This window comes from Paenibacillus glucanolyticus NBRC 15330, from assembly GCF_004000885.1.
In the GTDB taxonomy this organism is placed as follows: domain Bacteria; phylum Bacillota; class Bacilli; order Paenibacillales; family Paenibacillaceae; genus Paenibacillus_AQ; species Paenibacillus_AQ glucanolyticus.
Genome location: NZ_BIMC01000016.1, coordinates 71,218 through 90,750 on the forward strand (window position 1 = coordinate 71,218; position 19,533 = coordinate 90,750).

The following is a 19,533-nucleotide window of genomic DNA, read 5'->3' on the forward strand; positions in this document are numbered from 1 at the left end:
TGCTTAGTATGTAATCTCGTCTCTTTTCAACAAACGGTTAGCAATTAACGCAAGCACTACGCCAAAGACCACCATGTAAATGGCAACGGCTGATCCGTAGCCAAAGTTCTGATCCACCATGGCTTTTTTGTACATATACGTCCCCAGTACTTCCGTTCCATTCTGGCCGCTTGTAATGACCCAGATGAACTCAAATATCTTCAACGTACCCGTAATAGCAAGTGTGATTACAACCTTGATATCACTCATGATAAGCGGGATGGTTAGCATCGTTGTTTTCTTAATGCCGGTTATCCCTTCCAGCTTTGCTGCTTCGTAATAATCGGCAGGTATTTTGGCCATTGCAGTCAGGAACAGAATGAAATAAAAGCCCACATAATGCCATACCGTTGGAATCGAAACTGCCTTGAGGGCGTTCTTCGCATCCAGCCACAGAATCTTCTCGATATTGAAATTAGCCAGCAAATTGTTCAATAGTCCAAAGTTATAGTTGTAGAACAGCACAAACAACAAGGAAATCGCCGTACCGGAGATGACAACCGGAAAGAAAAAGACGGTACGATAGAAACCTTTGAACTTGGCAATGTTATCGACCAGAACGGCAAGCACAAGGGCTATCCCAACCTGAAATACGATAACATACAGCATAATCTCTAGTGTGTGCAGGGTCGCAGCGCCCAGCAGCTTATCCGTAACGAGTCTCTCATAGTTAGCCCATCCCACAAACTTTTTGTCAAAAAAACCGCTTGTGCGATAAAAACTGAGATACAAACTCTTGAAGAACGGATAATATAGAAAGATTGTCATGATGGCAGCTGCAGGAAATAAAAACAGCACAATATACTTGCGATCACCCTTCATATTCATCACCCTTGATGTTTATTTTTCTTCATCCATGTCTAAATGACTACGCCGCCCTAATGAAAACAGAGGGCGGCGTGCATCACTTTTATTTCTACCGTTTCTGATGAAAACTATTTTTTGTTAGCATCCTCGGTTTTCTTGGCTTCCTCGATGGCTTGAGTTGGCGTTTTCTTGCCTTCAACTACAGGCTGAACGCTTGCACGAAGGTTGCCGAATGTTTCTTGTGAAACCTTACTGTCAACAGGTGCACTAATGGAATCAGCTTTAGCTGCCATTGCAAAACCATCAAGAGCCACCTGTGCCAAACCGGTTACTTCTACATCAGCAGCTGGCGTACCACCATTAGCTGAAGCGATTTTTTGGATGGTTGCCGGGGAAGTCAGGTGTTTCAGCAATTCAACGGCAGTATCTTTTTTGGCTGCATCGTCATAAGTGGATTTGGACAGGTAGAAACCGGAACCGAATCCGCCAACGATATCGTTACCGCTGCCAGCACCGTCAGGAACCGTCGGGAATGGAAGAACCGTGGAATTGTCACGGGTATCATCGCTCCAGCCACCTACTGCCCAGGATCCTTCGATTGTCATAGCAGCCAAGCCTTCGCTGTAATAGTTGCCGGACATGCTCAGATCAATGGTTGCAGCATCTTTAGGGAACGCGCCAAGATCATAGAGCTCTTTCATTGCAGCATAAGCTTTTTCCCAGTTTGGATCGATGCCGTCGATCAGGCCTTTGCTTTGGCTTTCAGGACCCGCAGCAGACAGAATGGTATGCTCGATCAAATAGTGGGATTGGTCAAATGGTACGGACAAAGGAATGATACCTTTGGCAGACAGCGTTTTCACAGCTGTGGTCAGCTTCGCCCAGTCTGTTGGAAGCTCAAGGCCATTTTCTTCGAAGATTTTCTTGTTTACGAACAAACCTTCATAGAAACCAGTCAATGGTGCAGCATAAATGTTTCCGTCTTTTTGCTTGGCAAGCTCAAGCGCATCCGGAATGAATCCGTTCTTCCAGTCAGCGTTAGCATCAAGAATTTCGTTCAGCGGTACAACTTTGCCCGCATTTACAAATCCTTCTGCATCAGCACCAATGAAGTAGAACAACAGGTCAGGCTCGTTGCCGCTGTTCATGTCCGTGTTGACTTTGGTTCTGAAGCCATCGTCGTTTGCAGACATCGTGTCATTCTCAATCTTCACGTTCGGATGAGCTGCAGTAAATTCATCCAGTGCTGCTTGGAAAGCTTCGCGAGCAGCATCAGTTCCGCCGAAAGTCGAGAACACGCGGAGTGAAACCGGAGCGTTCTCTTCCGCTGGTGGAGTTTCCGTTTTCGGAGTCTCCCCTTCTGCTGCAGGAGTGTTCGTGCTGCCGCTGTTACCACATGCCGCAAGGAACATGGAGAGCAACAACATAACACTCATGAGTAACATGGAAGTCCTTTTCATTTGTAATCCCCCTAAGTATTTTTTTTTCAAAACCTTATGTAAATACTTGCTGTCTACCAGAATTTTATTCCAAGCCCCGAACGTTTCAAAGGGGGATATTCATCTTATATAGGGGGAAATTTTTCCATGTCATATATATAGAAGCTCTATGAGCGTGTTTTGTTGGACCTTTATATGACCGTAAATCTTATAGATACAGGGAAAAGATAGCGCTCCTTGTGATTGCTGCTAGATTCAGGAGATCCGAATGTGTTTTTCTATTGTGAAATTTTCATATGATGATATTGTATAATGATGTCTTCATCTGCTTATGCTATCTTCTTTCATTTGAATTCCACGCCAAAAAAGAACCTGCTGAAATTCATCAACAGATTCTTTGAGATAAGCTTATCTCTTCTAATTTTAGCCCGTAATTGCTATTGCGACAGGTTTCAAACAATCCCCGGGATGCTACCCCTTGCTACCCAATCGGCGCCCGCAACCTCTTTCCATCCGAGCCGAAAGCGCATTCTGCCATCATTCTAAAACCATTCGCATGATCCTAAGAATTAAAATATTGTGACGGATTGTCGCGCAGTGGATCTATAAATTCATCGTATCTGCCGCCGGTATACGACTCAATCACCCTCCGCCAAAAGGCTTGTGCGGGCAGATTGCTGCTTACCTGTGTTACCTTCCACCGCCCGGGGAATTCATCAAACAGCCATGTCGCTGCCCATGTTCCCAAGCCGTGACGGCGATATTTTTGCATCACGAAAAATTCTGTCATATAGTAGTCGGCCTCCGTGGCATCATCCATTCGTTCAATTAGCGCAAATCCGGCGGGCCGCTGGTCAAACATAATGAGGAACGGATACTTCCGATCGCGCTTTTTCCAGAATTCATCCAAATCGGGATAAGGTAAAAACAATCCTTGATCATTGACCGAGATATCCAGATACTTCGTAAAATCATATAGATACAACTGCATCAAGTTTACGATTACGGCTTGTTTTCTCTTCGGAACCAGCTCAATTCCCATACGCTCCGTTAGATCTGACCTCATGGTGCTGCCTCCCCGGGTATCTCATATAAATCTTTACTATGTAACATACATTCATCATATAATTTCAGCTAAACGAAACACAAGTACAGATCCTATGTGCAGGCAACGGCCTTACCGGACAACCACCCCTAATCGCAGGATTATTCGGTTTCCATATGTTACACTAATAGCTAGCAATACCGTGTCTTCTCCATATAGATAAACATAGATAAACATTGAGGTGGAACATGAATATACAAAAAGATATCGACCGTGCAAAGCTTGATGAGAAAACACCGGCCATGCCTTGGTTTGTACAGCAATTTATCGACTATAAACTTCCAGACCTCTCCCCCTCGACCCTGCTCGAATATGTGAGGGACTATCAAACGTTTTTCAACTGGCTCCGATCAGAAGGGCTGTCACAAGCATCCTCCAATCAAGAGATTACCTTGATGGAGCTTGAGAAGCTCCGCATGGAGAGCATCACCAGCTACCGCTTATATCTGACAACCCGCAGGGACGGGACCAACTCGAGAATTACGGTTTCCCGCAAGCTGTCATCTCTGCGCTCCCTGTTCCATTACCTGAGCCAGATTGCCGAGGACGAGGAATTTTACCCGCTGCTCAAGCGCAATATCATGGCCAAAGTAGAAATTAAGCGAATTCATAAACCAAAGGATACAGCGGCCAAGCTAAAAGGAAAAATACTGGAAGAAGAAGAACTTCAGGATTTCATCACTTACATTCATGAAGGATACGGACAGGATGTCGAGAACAACAAACAGGCGCTCTACGCGCACGAGTTGAACAAGGTAAGGGACGCGTGCATAGCCAGCCTTATCTTAAACTCCGGCCTGCGCGTATCCGAGGTGGTAAATTTGAATCTCGCCGATATCGACCTGAACAATAAAATGCTGCATGTATTCCGTAAGGGTAATAACGACGAGACCTTCAAGACACCGGTCTACTTCCGCGCGCAAGCCAAGGATGATCTGGAATTTTATCTACAGCTTAGACAGACACGCTATAAAGTGCCCAAGAAGGAAAAGGCACTGTTTGTCGCACTGCGCAACGGGCAACATGAAGGACAGCGCATGACCAAACGAGCGATTCAAGCGATGATCATCAAATATGCCAAGCGCTTTGGCAAGCCATCCCTGACCGTTCATAAGCTGCGGCACTCGTTTGCAACCGACTACTACCTTCAGAACGATATATATAAAACAAAGGAACAGCTTGGGCACGCTTCCACAGAAACTACAGAAGTATACGCACATTTAACGGATAAAACGATGTCTCAAGCGATTGAGCGCCGTGCCGATGAATAGCAGCATCTAAATTGACAAAAGCATCGATGTGATCTCCTCAATATCATTCCATGTAACCAAGGGAACCGCTAGCCGCTGCTGAATCTCATGCAACGCTGACGGTTCCTTTAACATTTCAGGACGTACCACGATCCCTCTCATCTCCTCAACCTGATCCAGCAGCATCATGTCTTCCAGCCCCCGCAGCAGCACCAGCTTGGGATAAGCCATCTTTTTATAGCCTTCTACAAGCACCATATCAAAATCCATATACAAGGGTATCAACGATTCTAGACCCAGCTCCGTTTCCCTCATGACAGCCGTTCGTCCGGGAGAAGCAATGGCAATTCCTTCTGCTCCCGCTTCACGGAATTTGTACGTATCTGTCCCTTCATGATCCATATCAAACCCGTGAGCGTCGTGCTTGATCACGGCAGTCCGAATGCCATGCTGCTTCAGCTGAGGTATCAAAGCCGTGATCAACGTTGTTTTGCCGCTATTTTTATATCCGCACAGCTGAACAATCTTCATCCGAAGGCTCCTGGAAGGACAAGAACCTGTACTGACTGTCCTTTGACCGCTCCTCTAAGCTCCGGTGGTACCACGATCAAACAGTCGCTGTCTTTGATTGTAATCATGACACTCGATTCATCGAGCGCTGCAGGTGTCGCCACAAGCCTGCCGTTTATCACGGCCAGTCTTCCCCTGACAAAACGGGTGAAGTTGTTCACTTTGGAATAGTCGGCCCCCAGTTCGGCCGTCCATTCGGTCAGATATAACTGCTCCATACCGAGCATTTTGCGAATCGAAGGCCTGACAAACAACAGAAATCCTACATAACAGGCACCAGGATTGCCAGATAGCGCAAATAACAGCTTCCCGTCCTTAACCGCAGCCGTTGTTACGCTTCCCGGGCGCATCGTGACTTTATTAAACAGCATGTCCAGGCCACCGGAGGTCACAAGCTCCCCCATGATATCGTAATCGCCCACAGAGACACCGCCCGTTGTGACCACGATATCGTACTCGCCAAGTGCCTCTTCTACCTTCTGCCGGGCAAGCTCGATATCATCCGGAATCGCCTCCATAATGACCGGCACGCCTCCGGCTTCCCGAATTTGCGAAGCGAGCATGTAGGTGTTGCTGTTGCGTATCTTGCCTGGCTCAAGCGGCTCGGTGATGTCTAGCAACTCGGTTCCCGTCGAGAAAATTCCTACCACCGGCTGCCGGTACACCTTGACCTGATGAATACCGAACGTAGCCAGAACCGAAATCTCGCCCGGCCCGATGCAGGTTCCTTTACGCAGGAGCAAATCCCCTTCTTTCAATTCGAATCCCCGCGGAGTAATATTTTTCCCGGTATCAATCGAACGTATTAACCCTACATAGGTTACACCTTCCTTCACTCGAAGCTCTGTCGCTTCAAGCATAACAACAGCATCAGCGCCTTGTGGCACCTGTGCGCCTGTCATGATACGGGAAGCCAGTCCCTGTTCGATCGAAATAGAAGATACATATCCGCATGGGATCTGATCAACAACCTTCAGCCAGACCATTTCCCCTTGATCACATGCCGCTAAATCGCTTGAACGAACAGCGTAGCCGTCCATACCCGAGCGTGCAAATGCCGGAAAAGGGTGCGGCGCAACCATGTCAGAAGCAAGCACGCGCCCATCGCTGTCCTGCAGCCGAATTTGTTCCTCCCCGCCAACATGGACATAAGACGTGGCAAGCGCTTGCGCTTCTGGCACCTGCATGGCGCGTCGATCGAATTTATCGTGTTTCTTAGTTAAATCAGCATGGGTATGATCCAAAATGATGTCCTCTCTTTCTGATTAAATGCTAACCCTTATTCTAACTGTACTACATTCTGTTCCAACTTCAAACCAGCTCCAATAGCAATGTCTGGGTTGACAATAACCAGAGACACATGCTCCCTCCCGTCTACAAAAACAAAAAAGGAACCGCAGTCCTGCGATTCCGTAAACTATCCTCAATTCCTGCTACTCCTCTTCTTCCGTGACCTCGTAAAATACGATGTTGGAATCTACTTCAACCGTTACATTTGAGCCTTCGGGCTCGTAAGTGACACGTCCCTGATTCTCGGCCCTTTCATTAGGGGCGACCGCGTACTGCAAGACTTGAAATGAAACTCTGACCGTTTCACCCGGTGTCAATGATCCGATCCGAATTCCCTGAGCTGGATTGACATCAGCTGCCAGTTGGTTGTTAATGATCACACTATTTCCTTCAAACCTCGAGCCAGCGGGCAGATCATCAAACAGAGTCACGTTATTCAACATCGTGGGACCTACGTTGGTTATAAGCACAGTTCCGGTCATATTCGTTATCATGAATGAAAAGGTAAGGGTATTGCCGGTTTCCGTAACAAGCGGGAATACCGTCTTCTCTACATTCAACAGCGGTTGACTCGTCACGATGACCGAAGCCTGTGCACTTACAGGTCCTGTCTGTGCAGATACTGCCTGGGCCGTGTTGATAATGACAGTACCAATGCCGGTATCCGCCATCACGCCATATCGAGCTTGAATGGTAACCGATTCGTTCGGATTGAGCCGATCGAGGGTACGATCAATTCCCAGCAAAACATCCGTGATGCGTACCGACGTTAGGGCTGCCTCCCCGGTATTCGTTACCGTGATTCGGTAATGGATGGTATCACCGGCTCGGGTCTCCGCTCGATCTGCGATTTTGGTAATCGCAAGGTTGAATACCGGCGTTATCACGGGTGGAGGTGGCACCACAAGCGGAGGCGGCTCCACAGGTGGAGGTGGCACCACAGGTGACGGAAGTACGGCCACCGATGTTTCATCATGACTTGGATCGGTTTGGTCAGAAACGGCTGTCGCTGAATTGACCAACACGGTACCCGCTGCACTACCGGCTGGAATTGTGAAGTCTCTGATAATGACCGTGCTCCCTCCAACCGGCAAACTGGATAGGACCTCATCCAATCCGAGAAGCGCATCGGTAATGTGAATGTTGGTTAGTTCAACTTCCCCTGTGTTTGTTAATTCCAGCCGATATTCCACAAGCTGTCCGGGTATTGCTTCCATTGGCGATACGCTTTTTTGCAAAACGAGTCCAGGGTTTAGAACAGGTGTCACCACTTCATTGGAAGGGATATCTCCTGTAAATATAGGCCCCCCGGTAACGCTCTGATAGTCAAAATTCACAACGGCTTCATTCACGATAAACCCATCCGGTGGAACAGACACTACCCTGACCTGATAGGTTACGGTGACCAAGCCTCCGGGAGGGACTGTACCCAGCGAGATCCCTGTTGTCGGGTTGGCATTCACATCGCTCACTGAATTAATCGTGACACTCCCCGGCACAAACTCCGTATTATTAGGCAAACCATCAAACAGCAGGGAAGCATCCGCCGGAACGGTACCCGTGTTTTCAATCACTACGGTATAAGTCAATAATTGACCGACCGTTGCGGAGGTAGCGTTAACACTCTTCTGCACCGTTATCCGCGGTGAGTTAATGTCAATGTAAATTCCGACAGCAATGACGCTGTATCCATCGCCGCCCGTGCGCAGCTGAAAGACCGCCGTGGTCTGGTTATTTGTGAGCGTCTCCGAAATATCTACATTGGTGATATCCCAAGATTGTCTGCCGCCCACGATTTGACTGCCAGGCTGCCCGTTTATTTGGTTTCGATCCCCAAACGTCCCCGTGGTATCCAGATTGCCGCTATCATCGTTAATTTGGGACGCAAAGAAGTTATTCGGATAATTGTTAGGGCCTTCCAGTACGGTCAAACTGTCTTCGGCAGGTCCGAACAACACCTGGTCCCCTGTTTTATTGGCATCTCCATCCTGGGCGCATATAGCCATTCTACCCGATATCGGTCCAGAGGTCGGTGTCGCAAAACCGGATAAAACCGTTGTCAGTTCAGGTATGCCGGCTGCAATCTCGACAATGCCGACGTTTAGACTCAGATTGCGAAACGGCATCGAGGGATCCTCATACACAACACAAAGCGTCCACCCGCAGCTGTTCGCTGTGCTGTTGCCCAGATCAATATTACCCACCACACCGCCGACAGTGTAAGTACCAGCACCCCCGGCTTGCACCAATGAGGTCACATTGGCGGAACGAAAGTAATTGTAAGTTGCATTGCGGTATGAGGTCTGTGCTGTCACAGGGTCAGGCGAAATGCTGGATGTCGTACCTTCCGGCGTCATTAAAGAAACGGTCTTATCTATGAATGCTATATAATTATTAGTCCCTCCCGAAACCCGGTAAGTCCCAGCCCAGACCAGTTCGGCATATAACACGTTACTATCGGGCGGAAGCCTCAGAATAGCACTCGCGCTATCCAGATTAAAATCCGATGTGGTCCCGGGCGGGTAGCTTCCGAACTGCATGGAAGTGTCCACCGTTACAAATGCGCCAATAAAATCCCGGGTGCCCGGCACTCCTGTTTGATTGGAGCGGCTTAACCCGAGTGTATTTCCGGTAAACGTAATCGCTCCAGTATCGTTGTTACTGTAGCGGAGAACAAACGGCACGTTGTATTCCTCCTTCAGTGGAAAGCCAATCCATTGTTTGGCTATGCGTATGCGAAGACACAGCTTTCTTGTGTATAGGCTTATATTCCAATATATGAAGGAGAGCATGCAGTGTATGCTGTCTGATGCAACAAAAAAAGCGCATGGTTCTTAGACCATACGCTTGTCACTTGCGGATTACCTTCGCCCTCTTCGGGATATTCCTCCTGAGCCTATTCGAGTCTTCGGTTTGGTGTAGGATTTCTTCGGCGAATCGAATAATCCCCCGCCGCTTTCGCCGCGCTTGATCGATCCGCGGTCTCCGCTTGAAGTCGGGTTCCGTTTAAAGAGGCTTCCTCCCGTACCGACGGCATCCTGACCCCGGCGTGTAATCTTCCCGCTTCGGTCAACCGTCAGGGGAGGAGCTATTTTCTTATCCTGACTTGTCGGCTTCTTATAGTTGCCCTGCTTCGGTTTATACACATCTTTGCTTGTATACCCGCGGTAACCGCCGCCTCCACCCATCGAATCGAATAAATTTCCGATCAACACAGCGGTTAAATACCCCTGCAGGAAACTTGAGTCATAATTGCGCTGAACATATTCCTTGGAATCAATCTCAATCAACGTATCGGTTGGCTTCTGTGGATCCTGCTGCAAATGGTAATACTCATCACCGTATACCAGAAACATCCGCTCGGTATCCTCCGGAGACGATTGGTCCGGCGTATTGGCGGCCATCAGCTCACCGGCTACCTCGGGTACGCTTTTATCGGCTGCCCGGTATACGTAAGACGTTGCGTTCCCGTCACGGTTGACGGATTCCAGCGGATAGGTATCTTTAATATTCGGTGCTCCGCATCCGGCTAATAAGGATACAAACAGACTCAGCACCAATATCATTTTTATGGATAAAAAAGAGCGTTCCTTCATGCCACCACTCCTAAGTCGCCCGGATAACTCGAACGTCCCCCGGTATCACTTTCTCGCCTTCATACAACATAAACCGCCCATTCTGCCATTCGATTCGCAGCAGCTTGTAATCATCCGATTGATATTGCCACACATGCTGCTCACCGCTCTGCGTAAATGCGGTACGGCCAGTTATCGAAACATGTCCGCCATATTCTTCCTCCAGATGAAACACATGATCGTCCAGATCGAGGATTGATGGCACCTCGTCCGGCGAGTCCAGTCGTCCATCGATAGGCGAATATAACGCATACTGAACCGTCTCACGTTCTTCAATATGAAGATAAGCTATGGTGCTGCCATCCTGAAGTGTCAAGACTACCGCATTGCGGCCCCGATTATGAACGCGCCCCGTAACCTCATAGGTAACCAAGGACACTTCGCATATATCGCCCGGCGCCAACTGCAGCATGCTTTTCTCTGCTTTGGGTGGTTCTGGCTTCGCGAATAAATTGCCGATTCTTTTCCACATACTCATCTTTCCTGTCCCCTATCTTCTTTATGCGTTCTACAAGCAAGCGGTAATAATTAACGCACCGACCACATGCAGCGAACCTGCAAACAGTCCGTAACCTGTCTTGCCCTCGCGTGTGCCTTTGTCCAGGTTCAGCTTGCCGAAATTCCGCAGCATAAGCTCTGTCAATGCTTCGAGTACAAACAGAATGATAAACGAAATGATGGATACCACAACGGCTTCCAACAGATGATATGACGTTCCGATCGACACGGATAAAATATACCCTTGTGCAATCAGTTTTAGAATCAGTCTTGTGGTTACTGCCATGTTGCCCGCTTTCACTTCTTCAAGATCGTTATACTTGGTGAACAGAGAATCCACAAACATCAAAACAAACAGCAGCAGCCCGCCGACAGCTGTCCAGAGTAAAACACGCAAGATCATATCGAAATCCATCTCTAATCCTCCACATTCAACATACAAAAAACTCTAATCGACCCTTCAGTGAATCAAGCCGTCTTTAGAGGTTGTTTCCTTATATATCCTGTCAAACAAAAGCGAAGGAGAAGCACGGCTGTATTCAGCCCTGCTGTTTCTCCCTCGCCCCCTACACTATTTACATGTCTTACAGGATCCCATTACTTGTTCTCGTATTGTTTCATCAAAGCTGCAAGCTCATCCTCAACGACTTTGTCTTTGCCGAGGTTCTCGAACTCTTCGTCCAGAGATTTCTCACGGGTCGACATTTCATTGCTTGCTTCCGCACGGGCTTCCATGGCCAGCATCTTCTCTTCCATCCGTTTCAATCCGGCGGAAGCTGTGTCCGAGCCAAATCCGTTCATCGCTTTGTTAATCTCGGTTTGAGCTTTGGCAGCGTTATAACGGGCTACCAGCGTCTCACGTTTGTTCTTCATCGCGGTAAGCTGCTTACGCATCTCTTCCAGCTTGGCACGCAGATTGTCTGCCGCCAATTTGTTCTGATCATAACTTGCTTTGTACTCGTCACGTTTGGCTTCAGCAGCCTTCTTCTCTTCCAGCGCACGACGGGCAAGCTCAACGTTTTGAGCTTGTGCTGCCGTATGAGCCTGCTGCGTGCGTTTTTCCACGAGTGCAGCCTGTTCTTCATAAAGTGCTTTAAAGCGTTTCTCGATGGCAATTTGCGAAGCTACCGCTTTCTCGGCATCCTCAAGATCTTCCGTCATATCCCGAATGTACTGATCGGTCATCTTAATCGGATCTTCCGCCTTGTCGATAATGGCGTTAATATTGGACATGGTCAAATCGCGTAATCTCTTAAATATGGACATCGTTCTCTTCCTCTCGCTTTCACTTTAAAATGACTGGTATATGATTAATACTTACGTTGCATGATCCAAAACGTTTCAAAATATTTTTTAGTATCCGCGTTCATATGGTTTTGGCACCTTCTGTCCCCCATCAAGCGCCTTGGCTGCATGAACAGCCCAATATGGATCCCGAAGCATGCCTCTGCCGATCGCCACCAGATCCGCCTTGCCCGACAAAATTACTTCCTGCGCAGCATTGTAATCGTCAAGCAATCCTACGGCAATTACAGGCACTTTCAGCAGCTGCTTAAATTCAGCAGCCAAATCCACTTGATATCCAGGCTTCGCTTCCGGACCGCCATTCGAGCCGACAGGGCCTTCGCCCCCCGACGAGATATGGAAGATGTCGACACCGGCATCCCGATAACGCTTGCAGATTTCGGCACAGTGCTGAACGTCGTAACCGCCGTCCACATACTCTTTGGCTGACACCCGCATGATAATGGGCATGCCTTCAGGAAGAACCTCCTTGACGGCTTCGACAACCCGCTCCCCAAACAGAGGAAGATCCTGGCCATACTCATCACTGCGCTGATTGGTGAGCGGCGAATGGAACTGATGAATCAAGTACCCGTGGGCGCCATGGATTTCAACGGTATCGAAACCTGCCTCGACAGCACGCCGAGCCCCTTCTCTAAAGGCTTGAATGAGCTCCTCCACTTCGGCGCCGGACAATGCCCTCGGCATTTTATAATGAGAACTGAACGGAATGGCGGATGGTGCCACGGATGGCTCAGCATCCTGTGCTTTTCTTCCGGCATGGCCCAGTTGAATTCCGATCTTGGTTCCATAGGAGTGCACCGTCTCCACAATCTTGCGATATGCTGGAATCTGATCATCACTCCATATCCCCGTGTCCTGATTGGTAATGCGGCCGTCAGGATGAACCCCTGTCATTTCCACGATAATTAAACCGGTACCGCCTACGGCACGGCTGACATAATGGACAAAATGCCAATCATTCGGAATCCCGTCCTCTGCTTTCACGGAATATTGACACATCGGTGGCATAACGATTCGGTTCTTGAGAGTCAGGTTCTTAAAATTGTAGGGTGTAAACAAGTCTGCCAAGCGATTATCTCCTTCCATATCCAAATGATCATGATGTAATTAAATCCGTTACGGGTTATTATACACCTTTTCGCAGGGAAAACTAAAAAACAGCGGTTTCCCATATTGAGGATAATTGTCTGTTCAGATGGGTATACCATACAAAAAAGCTAAAGGGGCCGATCGTGATGTTCAAACGAAACCGAGCAGGAAGCTTCCTGCTGTGGATGATGTTAATCTTTTTAATCCTGCCGATAAACCCGGCAAATGGGTCCGATTTACATAATCCTTCGCTTCACCACCAAGAGACTTCCGTCATGTCGGAGTCGGGTCAAGCTGTGGATCACTCCAAGCGAACGAAGAACAAGAATGCCGGAGAACCCCTGACGCTGAGTCAATTACTCAGGAAGTACCCGGATACCTTTCGCTCCAGCGGCCCCCGGATCAAACAGATCGCTCTGACCTTCGATGATGTGCCGGATCCGCGATTTACCGGGAAGGTACTCGATGTGCTGAAGGAATATGATGTGAAAGCCACCTTCTTTGCCGTGGGGGATCGAGCCAAGAAGCACCCCGACCTTGTAAAACGAATCCATGATGAAGGCCATTCCATTGGTAATCACTCCTACAATCATGCCCAGTTGAACAAACTGAGCCTGGATAAATTCAAGAGCCAAATTGAACGGACCAATACCATTTTGAAATCGTTGACCGGAGTAAATCCCCGGCTCATCCGTCCACCTTATGGTGATATTAATGAGGAACAGCTTCAATGGGCGCGCAAGAACGGATATAAAGTCGTGAACTGGAATGTCGATTCCCTCGACTGGAAGGGGCTTAACAAGGAAGAAGTTAAGAAAAACGTTCTGTCAGCAGTCGGGCCCGGTGCCATTGTGCTTCAGCATGCCGGCGGAGGCGTGGGGTCAGATCTGAACGGTACCGTAGAGGCACTGCCGGATATCATTACAGAGCTGCGAAATCGAGGATACAGCTTCGTCACCTTACCCGAGATGTTGAGTGTATCTGAGTCCAAATAATGGTTACTTAGAAGCAAAAAGACGGCTGCCCGGGATAATTCCAGGAAAGCCGTCTTGTATATGCTATAAAGTCAAATACCATTATTCGATGATGAACAATTTGATGTCTTGAATTCCGAATTGCTTAACGGAGGACTGTGAGCCAGGGATGAAAATGTCGATTTTGTTTCCTTTAATGGCACCGCCGATATCACGGGCTTCTGCTACAAATGCTTTCTTCGGAAGGCCGGGATGTTCGTGTCCTGTTACAAGTACTTTGGTTCCCAGCGGGATGACCTTAGGGTCAACCGCGATGGTTCCCAGCTCGAGGGAATTCCCGAAATAATCGACCGCACCCCATTTGCCATTCTCGCTTGCAGCAGCAGAATACGCTGTAGCTTTCACGGACAACGTCTTGCTGTAATTAAACGTTTTACCCCATGCTTCAACTACTTTGCTCTCAGGCGAAACGTTCAAGCTGGGCGTAAACCCGGTTGTTCCGGGAGCGATGGGTGCAGCAGAAGCCGTCGAGTTCATCGATACCGAACCGGGGATGGTGATTTTGAGACCCGGATATATATTCTTCGCTTCAATTTTTGGATTGGCATTCATCAGCTTGTTCATATTCACGCCGTACTGTTTGGACAAGAAGTAGAAGGTATCACCGCTCTTCGCAACGTGCACGGAGCTGGCATGTGCCTGCATTCCGCCTCCGGCAAAAGTCAGGCCAAGTGCAACGGCTGTAATAGTAAACCATTTTGCTGTTTTTCCAGCGATCTTGTTATGGTTGAGTCCTCGATTGATTTTCCATGATTTCATTTGTTGTAACATCTAAGATGCCTCCCTTTATGTAGCTTGTTCATGCGGATGAAGTATGTCAACGAACATGAATATATCACAAATTTGTAACCTATACTGCAAGAAATTGTTACCAATAAACAAACAAAAACAGCGTCAACGCCTGAAAAAATCAGGTTTGACGCTGTTTTCGTCTGTTACGATTCAGATATAAAAGTTACAAAACCTTGCTTAAAAACTCTTTTGTACGCGGATGTTTCGGGCTGCCGAACAGCTGGTCCGGCGTGCCTTCCTCAACAATTTTGCCGCCATCCATGAACAGGATTCGGTCCCCCACTTCGCGTGCAAAGCCCATCTCATGCGTAACGATGATCATTGTCATGCCATCCAGTGCGAGTTTCTTCATGACCTCCAGCACCTCACCGACCATCTCGGGATCGAGAGCCGAGGTAGGCTCGTCAAACAGCATCACATGCGGCTGCATCGCAAGCGCTCGCGCAATCGCGATTCTCTGCTTCTGTCCGCCGGACAGCTGTGAAGGATAAGCGTCTTTCTTATCCTGCAGACCAACAGACTTTAGCAGCTCGTCTGCAGTAGCTTCCGCCTCCTTGGCAGAGACTCCTCTTACTTGAACAGGAGCCAATGTGATGTTATCGATCACTTTTTTGTGGGGAAACAGATTAAACTGCTGGAATACCATCCCCATTTTCTCACGGGTAGCGTTAATATTGTGATTCTTGGCAGTGATGAGTTCGCCCTCGAACGAAATTTCTCCGCTAGTCGGCACCTCAAGCAGATTAAGACAGCGCAAGAACGTACTTTTGCCGGAGCCGCTGGGTCCGATGACAACCACGACTTCTCCCTTTGCAATTTCGATGTCGATGCCCTTCAATATCTCCAGCTTGCCAAACGATTTATGAAGTTCCTTAACGGTTATCACTTGCACTCAACTTCCTTTCCCAGACACCCAGAAGCTTCGAAAGAACGAATGTCAATATAAAGTAGATCATGGCGGCCACAAGCAGCGGATTCAGCGGGGCAAAGGTTGAACCGCGCAAAATCTGAGCTTGGTACATAATATCGTATACCCCGATGAACGATACGATGGAAGATTCCTTAATAATAACAACAAATTCATTACCGATCGCAGGCAGGACGCCCTTCAGTGCCTGAGGCAAAATAATGTGACGCATCGCTTTGCCCCTCGTCATCCCGAGCGAGCGTGCAGCCTCCAATTGACCGCGGTCCACGCCTTGAATGCCGGCACGGAATATTTCAGCCAAATACGCGGCGCTATTGATAGACAGCGTGAGAATACCGGACTGAATCGGAGAGAACTTAATATCGAATGCAGCCAAGCTGTAATGAATGATAAACAATTGAACCAGCATCGGCGTACCGCGGATTATCTCAATATAAGCGGTCGCCAGGAACTTCAGGATTTTCACGCCCGACATACGCATGAGGGCAATAATCAAACCGAGAATGAATCCGAAAAATACCCCTAAGGCAGAAATCAGTAATGTAAACTGAATACCCTTCGCATAGTAATCGCGATATTTCCAGAAAAATTCGAATGTATTCAGATTCTCGGTCGTACGTCCTGCCGCCAAATCACTGGCCTCGTCGACAAACTTCTGAATCTGGTTGTTCTCCTTCAAACGCTCCAGTGTAGCGTTGATGCTGCTGAGCAGCTCTTCATTCCCTTTGCGGACCCCGATGGCATAAGAGTCGTTCTCAGCCGTTGGCTTGGCATCCGTGATGGCCATAGTCGCTTCATCCATATTCGTCTTGGCAATCGGATATTCAGCAAGGACAACATCCACGCGTTCAGATTCCAATTGAAGCAGCAAATCCGGTATTTTATCCAGTGAGACCACATTCGCTTTAGGAATGGTTTTGGCGATGGATTCCTGAATGGAGCTCTTCTGAACCCCGATCCGGGCTCCCTCGAGGCTTTCAAGTGTGTTAAACTTCAGCGCATCTTCCTTGCGCACCACCACGGACTGCTCCGCGGCATAATAAGGCTCCGAGAAATCGATGCTTTTTCTGCGTTCTTCCGTCGGATTCATGCCCGAAATAACAAAATCCACACGACCGCTTGTCAGTTCAGGCAGGAGTGCATCAAAGGAAGTATCCTTGATGATTAACTCAGCGCCCAGATCCTTGGCGATTTCCTTCGCAATCTCGATATCAAATCCGACGATGGTATCCACACCGTCTATCGTTTTATGGAACTCATAAGGTGCATAATCGGCACTCGTACCGAGAATCACCGTTTTCTTCTCACCTTCTGCATGGACGATACTGCCAAAAGACAGCACGACCACCATGAACAGAGTCATCCACGCTGTAAATTTACGTTTCATATGTTTCGTTTCTCCCCTAACTGTTACGGATAAATACATCAAATAAATAAATGCAACTGAGTCATTATAAAACATGGTGCATGAATATGCAATGAAAATTCATGGATTTTCATACAAGCTTACGCTGACCCTATTTTTCTTCATTGCATGCTTGTCCTATTTTAATACAACGGTTAATTAATCATTCACAAGAGCCGCTTATGTATCCTCGTATTCGTTGTATGTGTGAATAACTTTAATTATATGAAAGGTCCACTCATGAAATGTGATGAACTTCCATAACTACCCAGAGAACATCCATGTGCATACCCTCTGATCCATATTTTATCTCGCTGCACCTATATATAGAAATAGGTCTTCGGATTCACTCCTTATGCAACTGGCACTCAAATGAATATTGCATAATCCAACCGTTCACATCCCATCTTATAATACGTATAGATCCTGTGCCCGATTATCATCTCCTGCCGTCAACTCTCTGTCTGTCTCTGCTTCCATGATTCATGCAAGCTTGCGGCTGGTTATTAATTAGCTATAGCTATACTCATATAGGAGGTGTACCCATGCTGTTAGAAGCACTGTATCATGTTCCAAGAGATAAATGGGCTTATGCATATGATACCTATACCATTCATCTCAGGATTCGAACCAAGAAGAATGACATTGATTCCGTTGTTGCTATGACCGGCGACAAATATGACTGGGACCGTACGTACTTCGAGATCACCATGGAAAAGGCTGCCTCTGATGAGATGTTTGATTACTGGGAGTGCGGAGTCAGGCCAAAATACAAAAGATTATCTTACGGATTCCGGATCCATGCCGGAGATGAGACGGTTTATATGGTGGATAGCGGGATCGGATGGGATTACCCTTACCCGCCTGCGGGTTACTTCGAATTTCCGTACATACATGAGGTTGATGTGTTCAAAGTCCCGGAGTGGGCTAAAGAAGCTGTGTTTTATCAAATTATGACAGAGCGCTTTGCCAACGGGAACCCGGCCATCAACCCTGTCGGAACAGAAGTATGGGGCGGCAAGCCGGAAGTGGATAATTTCTTCGGCGGCGACCTGCAAGGTGTGCTGGATCATCTGGATGATCTGGTTGAGCTGGGCATTAATGCGATTTATTTTACCCCCCTCTTCCTCTCCCCCTCCAACCATAAATACGACACGGTCGATTATAAACAGGTGGATCCGCAATTCGGCGATAATGAACTGCTGAAGAAGGTTGTGGATACTTGTCACAGCAAAGGAATTCGAGTCATTCTTGATGCGGTATTCAATCATTGCAGCGAAGAGTTCCCGCCTTTTCAGGATGTGCTTAAGCATGGCAAGGACTCTCCATATGCCGAATGGTTTCATGTCAATCAATTTCCCTGCGAGGTAAAAGATGGCATCCCGACCTATGATACCTTCGGCTTCTATGGAAATATGCCTAAATTCAATACCGCCCATCCAGAGGTTAAGGAATACTTGCTGGGCGTAGCCGAATACTGGATCAAGGAGATCAAGCTGGACGGTTGGCGACTTGATGTCGCCAACGAAATTGACCATCATTTCTGGAGAGACTTCAGACAAGTCGTCAAGAAGGCCAATCCTGAAGCTTATATCGTGGGAGAGGTATGGTCAGACTCCTTAATCTGGCTGGCCGGTGACCAGTTCGATTCGGTGATGAATTATCCTTTTGCTGATAAAGTGCTCGAATTCTTCAATGGCAATATGGATGGGCTCACTTTTGCTAACCGTATCGGATCCATTCTGATGCGTTACCCCCAGCAGACCAATGAAGTGGTCTTCAATCTGCTGTGCAGCCATGATACTCCTAGGCTGCTCACGCGCGTGGGAGGAGATACCCGGCGCATGAAACTCACCGTCGTATTCCTGTTCACTTTCATGGGAACTCCCTGTATTTTTTATGGCGATGAAGTCGGATTAACCGGAGATGGAGATCCCGATTGCCGCAAATGCATGGAATGGAATCCCGAAAAACAAAACCTTGAGCTGTATGAATTTTATCGCAGCATGATTGCACTACGAAAAAAGCACAAAGCTCTCAGGCAGGGTCGTTTTCGCTTCCTCCAAGCCAATCTTCATGACCCATGCATCGTATACGAACGTGCAGATGATCAATTGCATTTTATCGTCTGGATGAACAACAGTGACTCCTATCGTACCTTGTCCCACCCCATCGTCACTACCGATTGGTTTGATGCGCAAACCGAAGAATCCGTAAAGCCGGTAAACGGAATCATGCATGTTGACTTGGAGCCTTACGGGTACCGTATACTGTGCCGTCGCCTCAAACCATAATCTGTTGTTGTAAATGGCGATCAACCTCGCTGAGCTGTAGAAAGGGCCAC

General features: G+C 47.9%; 17 protein-coding genes. 3 read left to right on the plus strand and 14 right to left on the minus strand.

What is annotated here, in order from left to right; genetic code table 11:
* Nucleotides 1-3: 3 nt before the first annotated feature.
* The 3 genes from PGL02S_RS20630 to PGL02S_RS20640 all read right to left on the minus strand — a co-directional run bounded on the left by PGL02S_RS20630 (nucleotide 4) and on the right by PGL02S_RS20640 (nucleotide 3,351).
* The gene (locus PGL02S_RS20630) at nucleotides 4-861 is read right to left on the minus strand and encodes a carbohydrate ABC transporter permease (protein ID WP_006209742.1); all 858 of its coding nucleotides are present in this window, start codon (nucleotides 859-861) and stop codon (nucleotides 4-6) included.
* Between the two features lie 113 nt (nucleotides 862-974).
* Nucleotides 975-2,282, minus strand: coding sequence for an ABC transporter substrate-binding protein (locus PGL02S_RS20635; protein ID WP_244892258.1), 1,308 nt, complete (start codon nucleotides 2,280-2,282; stop codon nucleotides 975-977).
* A gap of 565 nt (nucleotides 2,283-2,847) precedes the next feature.
* Nucleotides 2,848-3,351 carry a GNAT family N-acetyltransferase gene (locus PGL02S_RS20640; RefSeq protein WP_036638095.1) on the minus strand — a complete coding sequence of 168 codons (504 nt, stop codon included), beginning with the start codon at nucleotides 3,349-3,351 and terminating at the stop codon, nucleotides 2,848-2,850.
* Between the two features lie 227 nt (nucleotides 3,352-3,578).
* On the opposite strand from PGL02S_RS20640, the gene xerS reads away from it, so the two are divergent.
* Nucleotides 3,579-4,661: a tyrosine recombinase XerS gene (xerS, locus tag PGL02S_RS20645; protein WP_006209739.1), complete on the plus strand. Its 1,083-nt coding sequence runs from the start codon at nucleotides 3,579-3,581 to the stop codon at nucleotides 4,659-4,661.
* A 6-nt stretch (nucleotides 4,662-4,667) separates the two neighbouring features.
* Here xerS and mobB read toward each other — a convergent pair whose 3' ends face one another.
* The 8 genes from mobB to PGL02S_RS20685 form a co-directional block, all read right to left on the minus strand.
* Nucleotides 4,668-5,171 carry a molybdopterin-guanine dinucleotide biosynthesis protein B gene (gene mobB / locus PGL02S_RS20650; protein WP_036638092.1) on the minus strand — a complete coding sequence of 168 codons (504 nt, stop codon included), beginning with the start codon at nucleotides 5,169-5,171 and terminating at the stop codon, nucleotides 4,668-4,670.
* Nucleotides 5,168-6,397, minus strand: a complete 1,230-nt coding sequence (locus PGL02S_RS20655; protein WP_051449127.1) for a molybdopterin molybdotransferase MoeA — start codon at nucleotides 6,395-6,397, stop codon at nucleotides 5,168-5,170. Before PGL02S_RS20655 ends, mobB begins: the two co-directional genes overlap by 4 nt.
* 246 nt (nucleotides 6,398-6,643) lie before the next feature.
* Nucleotides 6,644-9,184 (minus strand): DUF7507 domain-containing protein, encoded by a 2,541-nt coding sequence (locus PGL02S_RS20660; protein ID WP_036638090.1) that lies wholly within the window; start codon nucleotides 9,182-9,184, stop codon nucleotides 6,644-6,646.
* 177 nt (nucleotides 9,185-9,361) lie between these two features.
* Nucleotides 9,362-10,096 carry a DUF4247 domain-containing protein gene (locus tag PGL02S_RS20665; protein WP_036638088.1) on the minus strand — a complete coding sequence of 245 codons (735 nt, stop codon included), beginning with the start codon at nucleotides 10,094-10,096 and terminating at the stop codon, nucleotides 9,362-9,364.
* A 10-nt stretch (nucleotides 10,097-10,106) separates the two neighbouring features.
* On the minus strand, nucleotides 10,107-10,613 hold the full coding sequence (locus tag PGL02S_RS20670) for a DUF4178 domain-containing protein (protein ID WP_006209734.1): 507 nt from the start codon (nucleotides 10,611-10,613) through the stop codon (nucleotides 10,107-10,109).
* Between the two features lie 30 nt (nucleotides 10,614-10,643).
* Entirely contained in the window at nucleotides 10,644-11,048 is a 405-nt protein-coding gene (locus tag PGL02S_RS20675) for a DUF350 domain-containing protein (protein ID WP_006209733.1), read from the minus strand.
* Between the two features lie 182 nt (nucleotides 11,049-11,230).
* Nucleotides 11,231-11,899, minus strand: coding sequence for a PspA/IM30 family protein (locus PGL02S_RS20680; RefSeq protein ID WP_006209731.1), 669 nt, complete (start codon nucleotides 11,897-11,899; stop codon nucleotides 11,231-11,233).
* 87 nt (nucleotides 11,900-11,986) lie between these two features.
* Complete coding sequence (locus PGL02S_RS20685; protein ID WP_036638085.1) at nucleotides 11,987-13,009, minus strand: NADH:flavin oxidoreductase/NADH oxidase; 1,023 nt, start codon at nucleotides 13,007-13,009, stop codon at nucleotides 11,987-11,989.
* A 167-nt stretch (nucleotides 13,010-13,176) separates the two neighbouring features.
* Between PGL02S_RS20685 and PGL02S_RS20690 the strand changes: the two genes are divergently transcribed.
* Entirely contained in the window at nucleotides 13,177-14,025 is an 849-nt protein-coding gene (locus tag PGL02S_RS20690) for a polysaccharide deacetylase family protein (protein WP_006209729.1), read from the plus strand.
* Between the two features lie 81 nt (nucleotides 14,026-14,106).
* Here PGL02S_RS20690 and PGL02S_RS20695 read toward each other — a convergent pair whose 3' ends face one another.
* The 3 genes from PGL02S_RS20695 to PGL02S_RS20705 form a co-directional block, all read right to left on the minus strand.
* Nucleotides 14,107-14,835 (minus strand): 3D domain-containing protein, encoded by a 729-nt coding sequence (locus PGL02S_RS20695; RefSeq protein ID WP_051449123.1) that lies wholly within the window; start codon nucleotides 14,833-14,835, stop codon nucleotides 14,107-14,109.
* Between the two features lie 184 nt (nucleotides 14,836-15,019).
* A complete protein-coding gene (locus PGL02S_RS20700) occupies nucleotides 15,020-15,742 on the minus strand; it encodes an amino acid ABC transporter ATP-binding protein (RefSeq protein ID WP_036638082.1) in 723 nt (240 codons plus the stop codon).
* Nucleotides 15,729-17,171: an ABC transporter substrate-binding protein/permease gene (locus PGL02S_RS20705; protein WP_036638080.1), complete on the minus strand. Its 1,443-nt coding sequence runs from the start codon at nucleotides 17,169-17,171 to the stop codon at nucleotides 15,729-15,731. The genes PGL02S_RS20700 and PGL02S_RS20705 overlap by 14 nt, the downstream gene beginning before the upstream one ends.
* A 563-nt stretch (nucleotides 17,172-17,734) precedes the next feature.
* Here PGL02S_RS20705 and PGL02S_RS20710 point away from each other — a divergent pair.
* Nucleotides 17,735-19,483 (plus strand): alpha-glycosidase, encoded by a 1,749-nt coding sequence (locus tag PGL02S_RS20710; protein ID WP_036638078.1) that lies wholly within the window; start codon nucleotides 17,735-17,737, stop codon nucleotides 19,481-19,483.
* Nucleotides 19,484-19,533 lie beyond the last annotated feature (50 nt).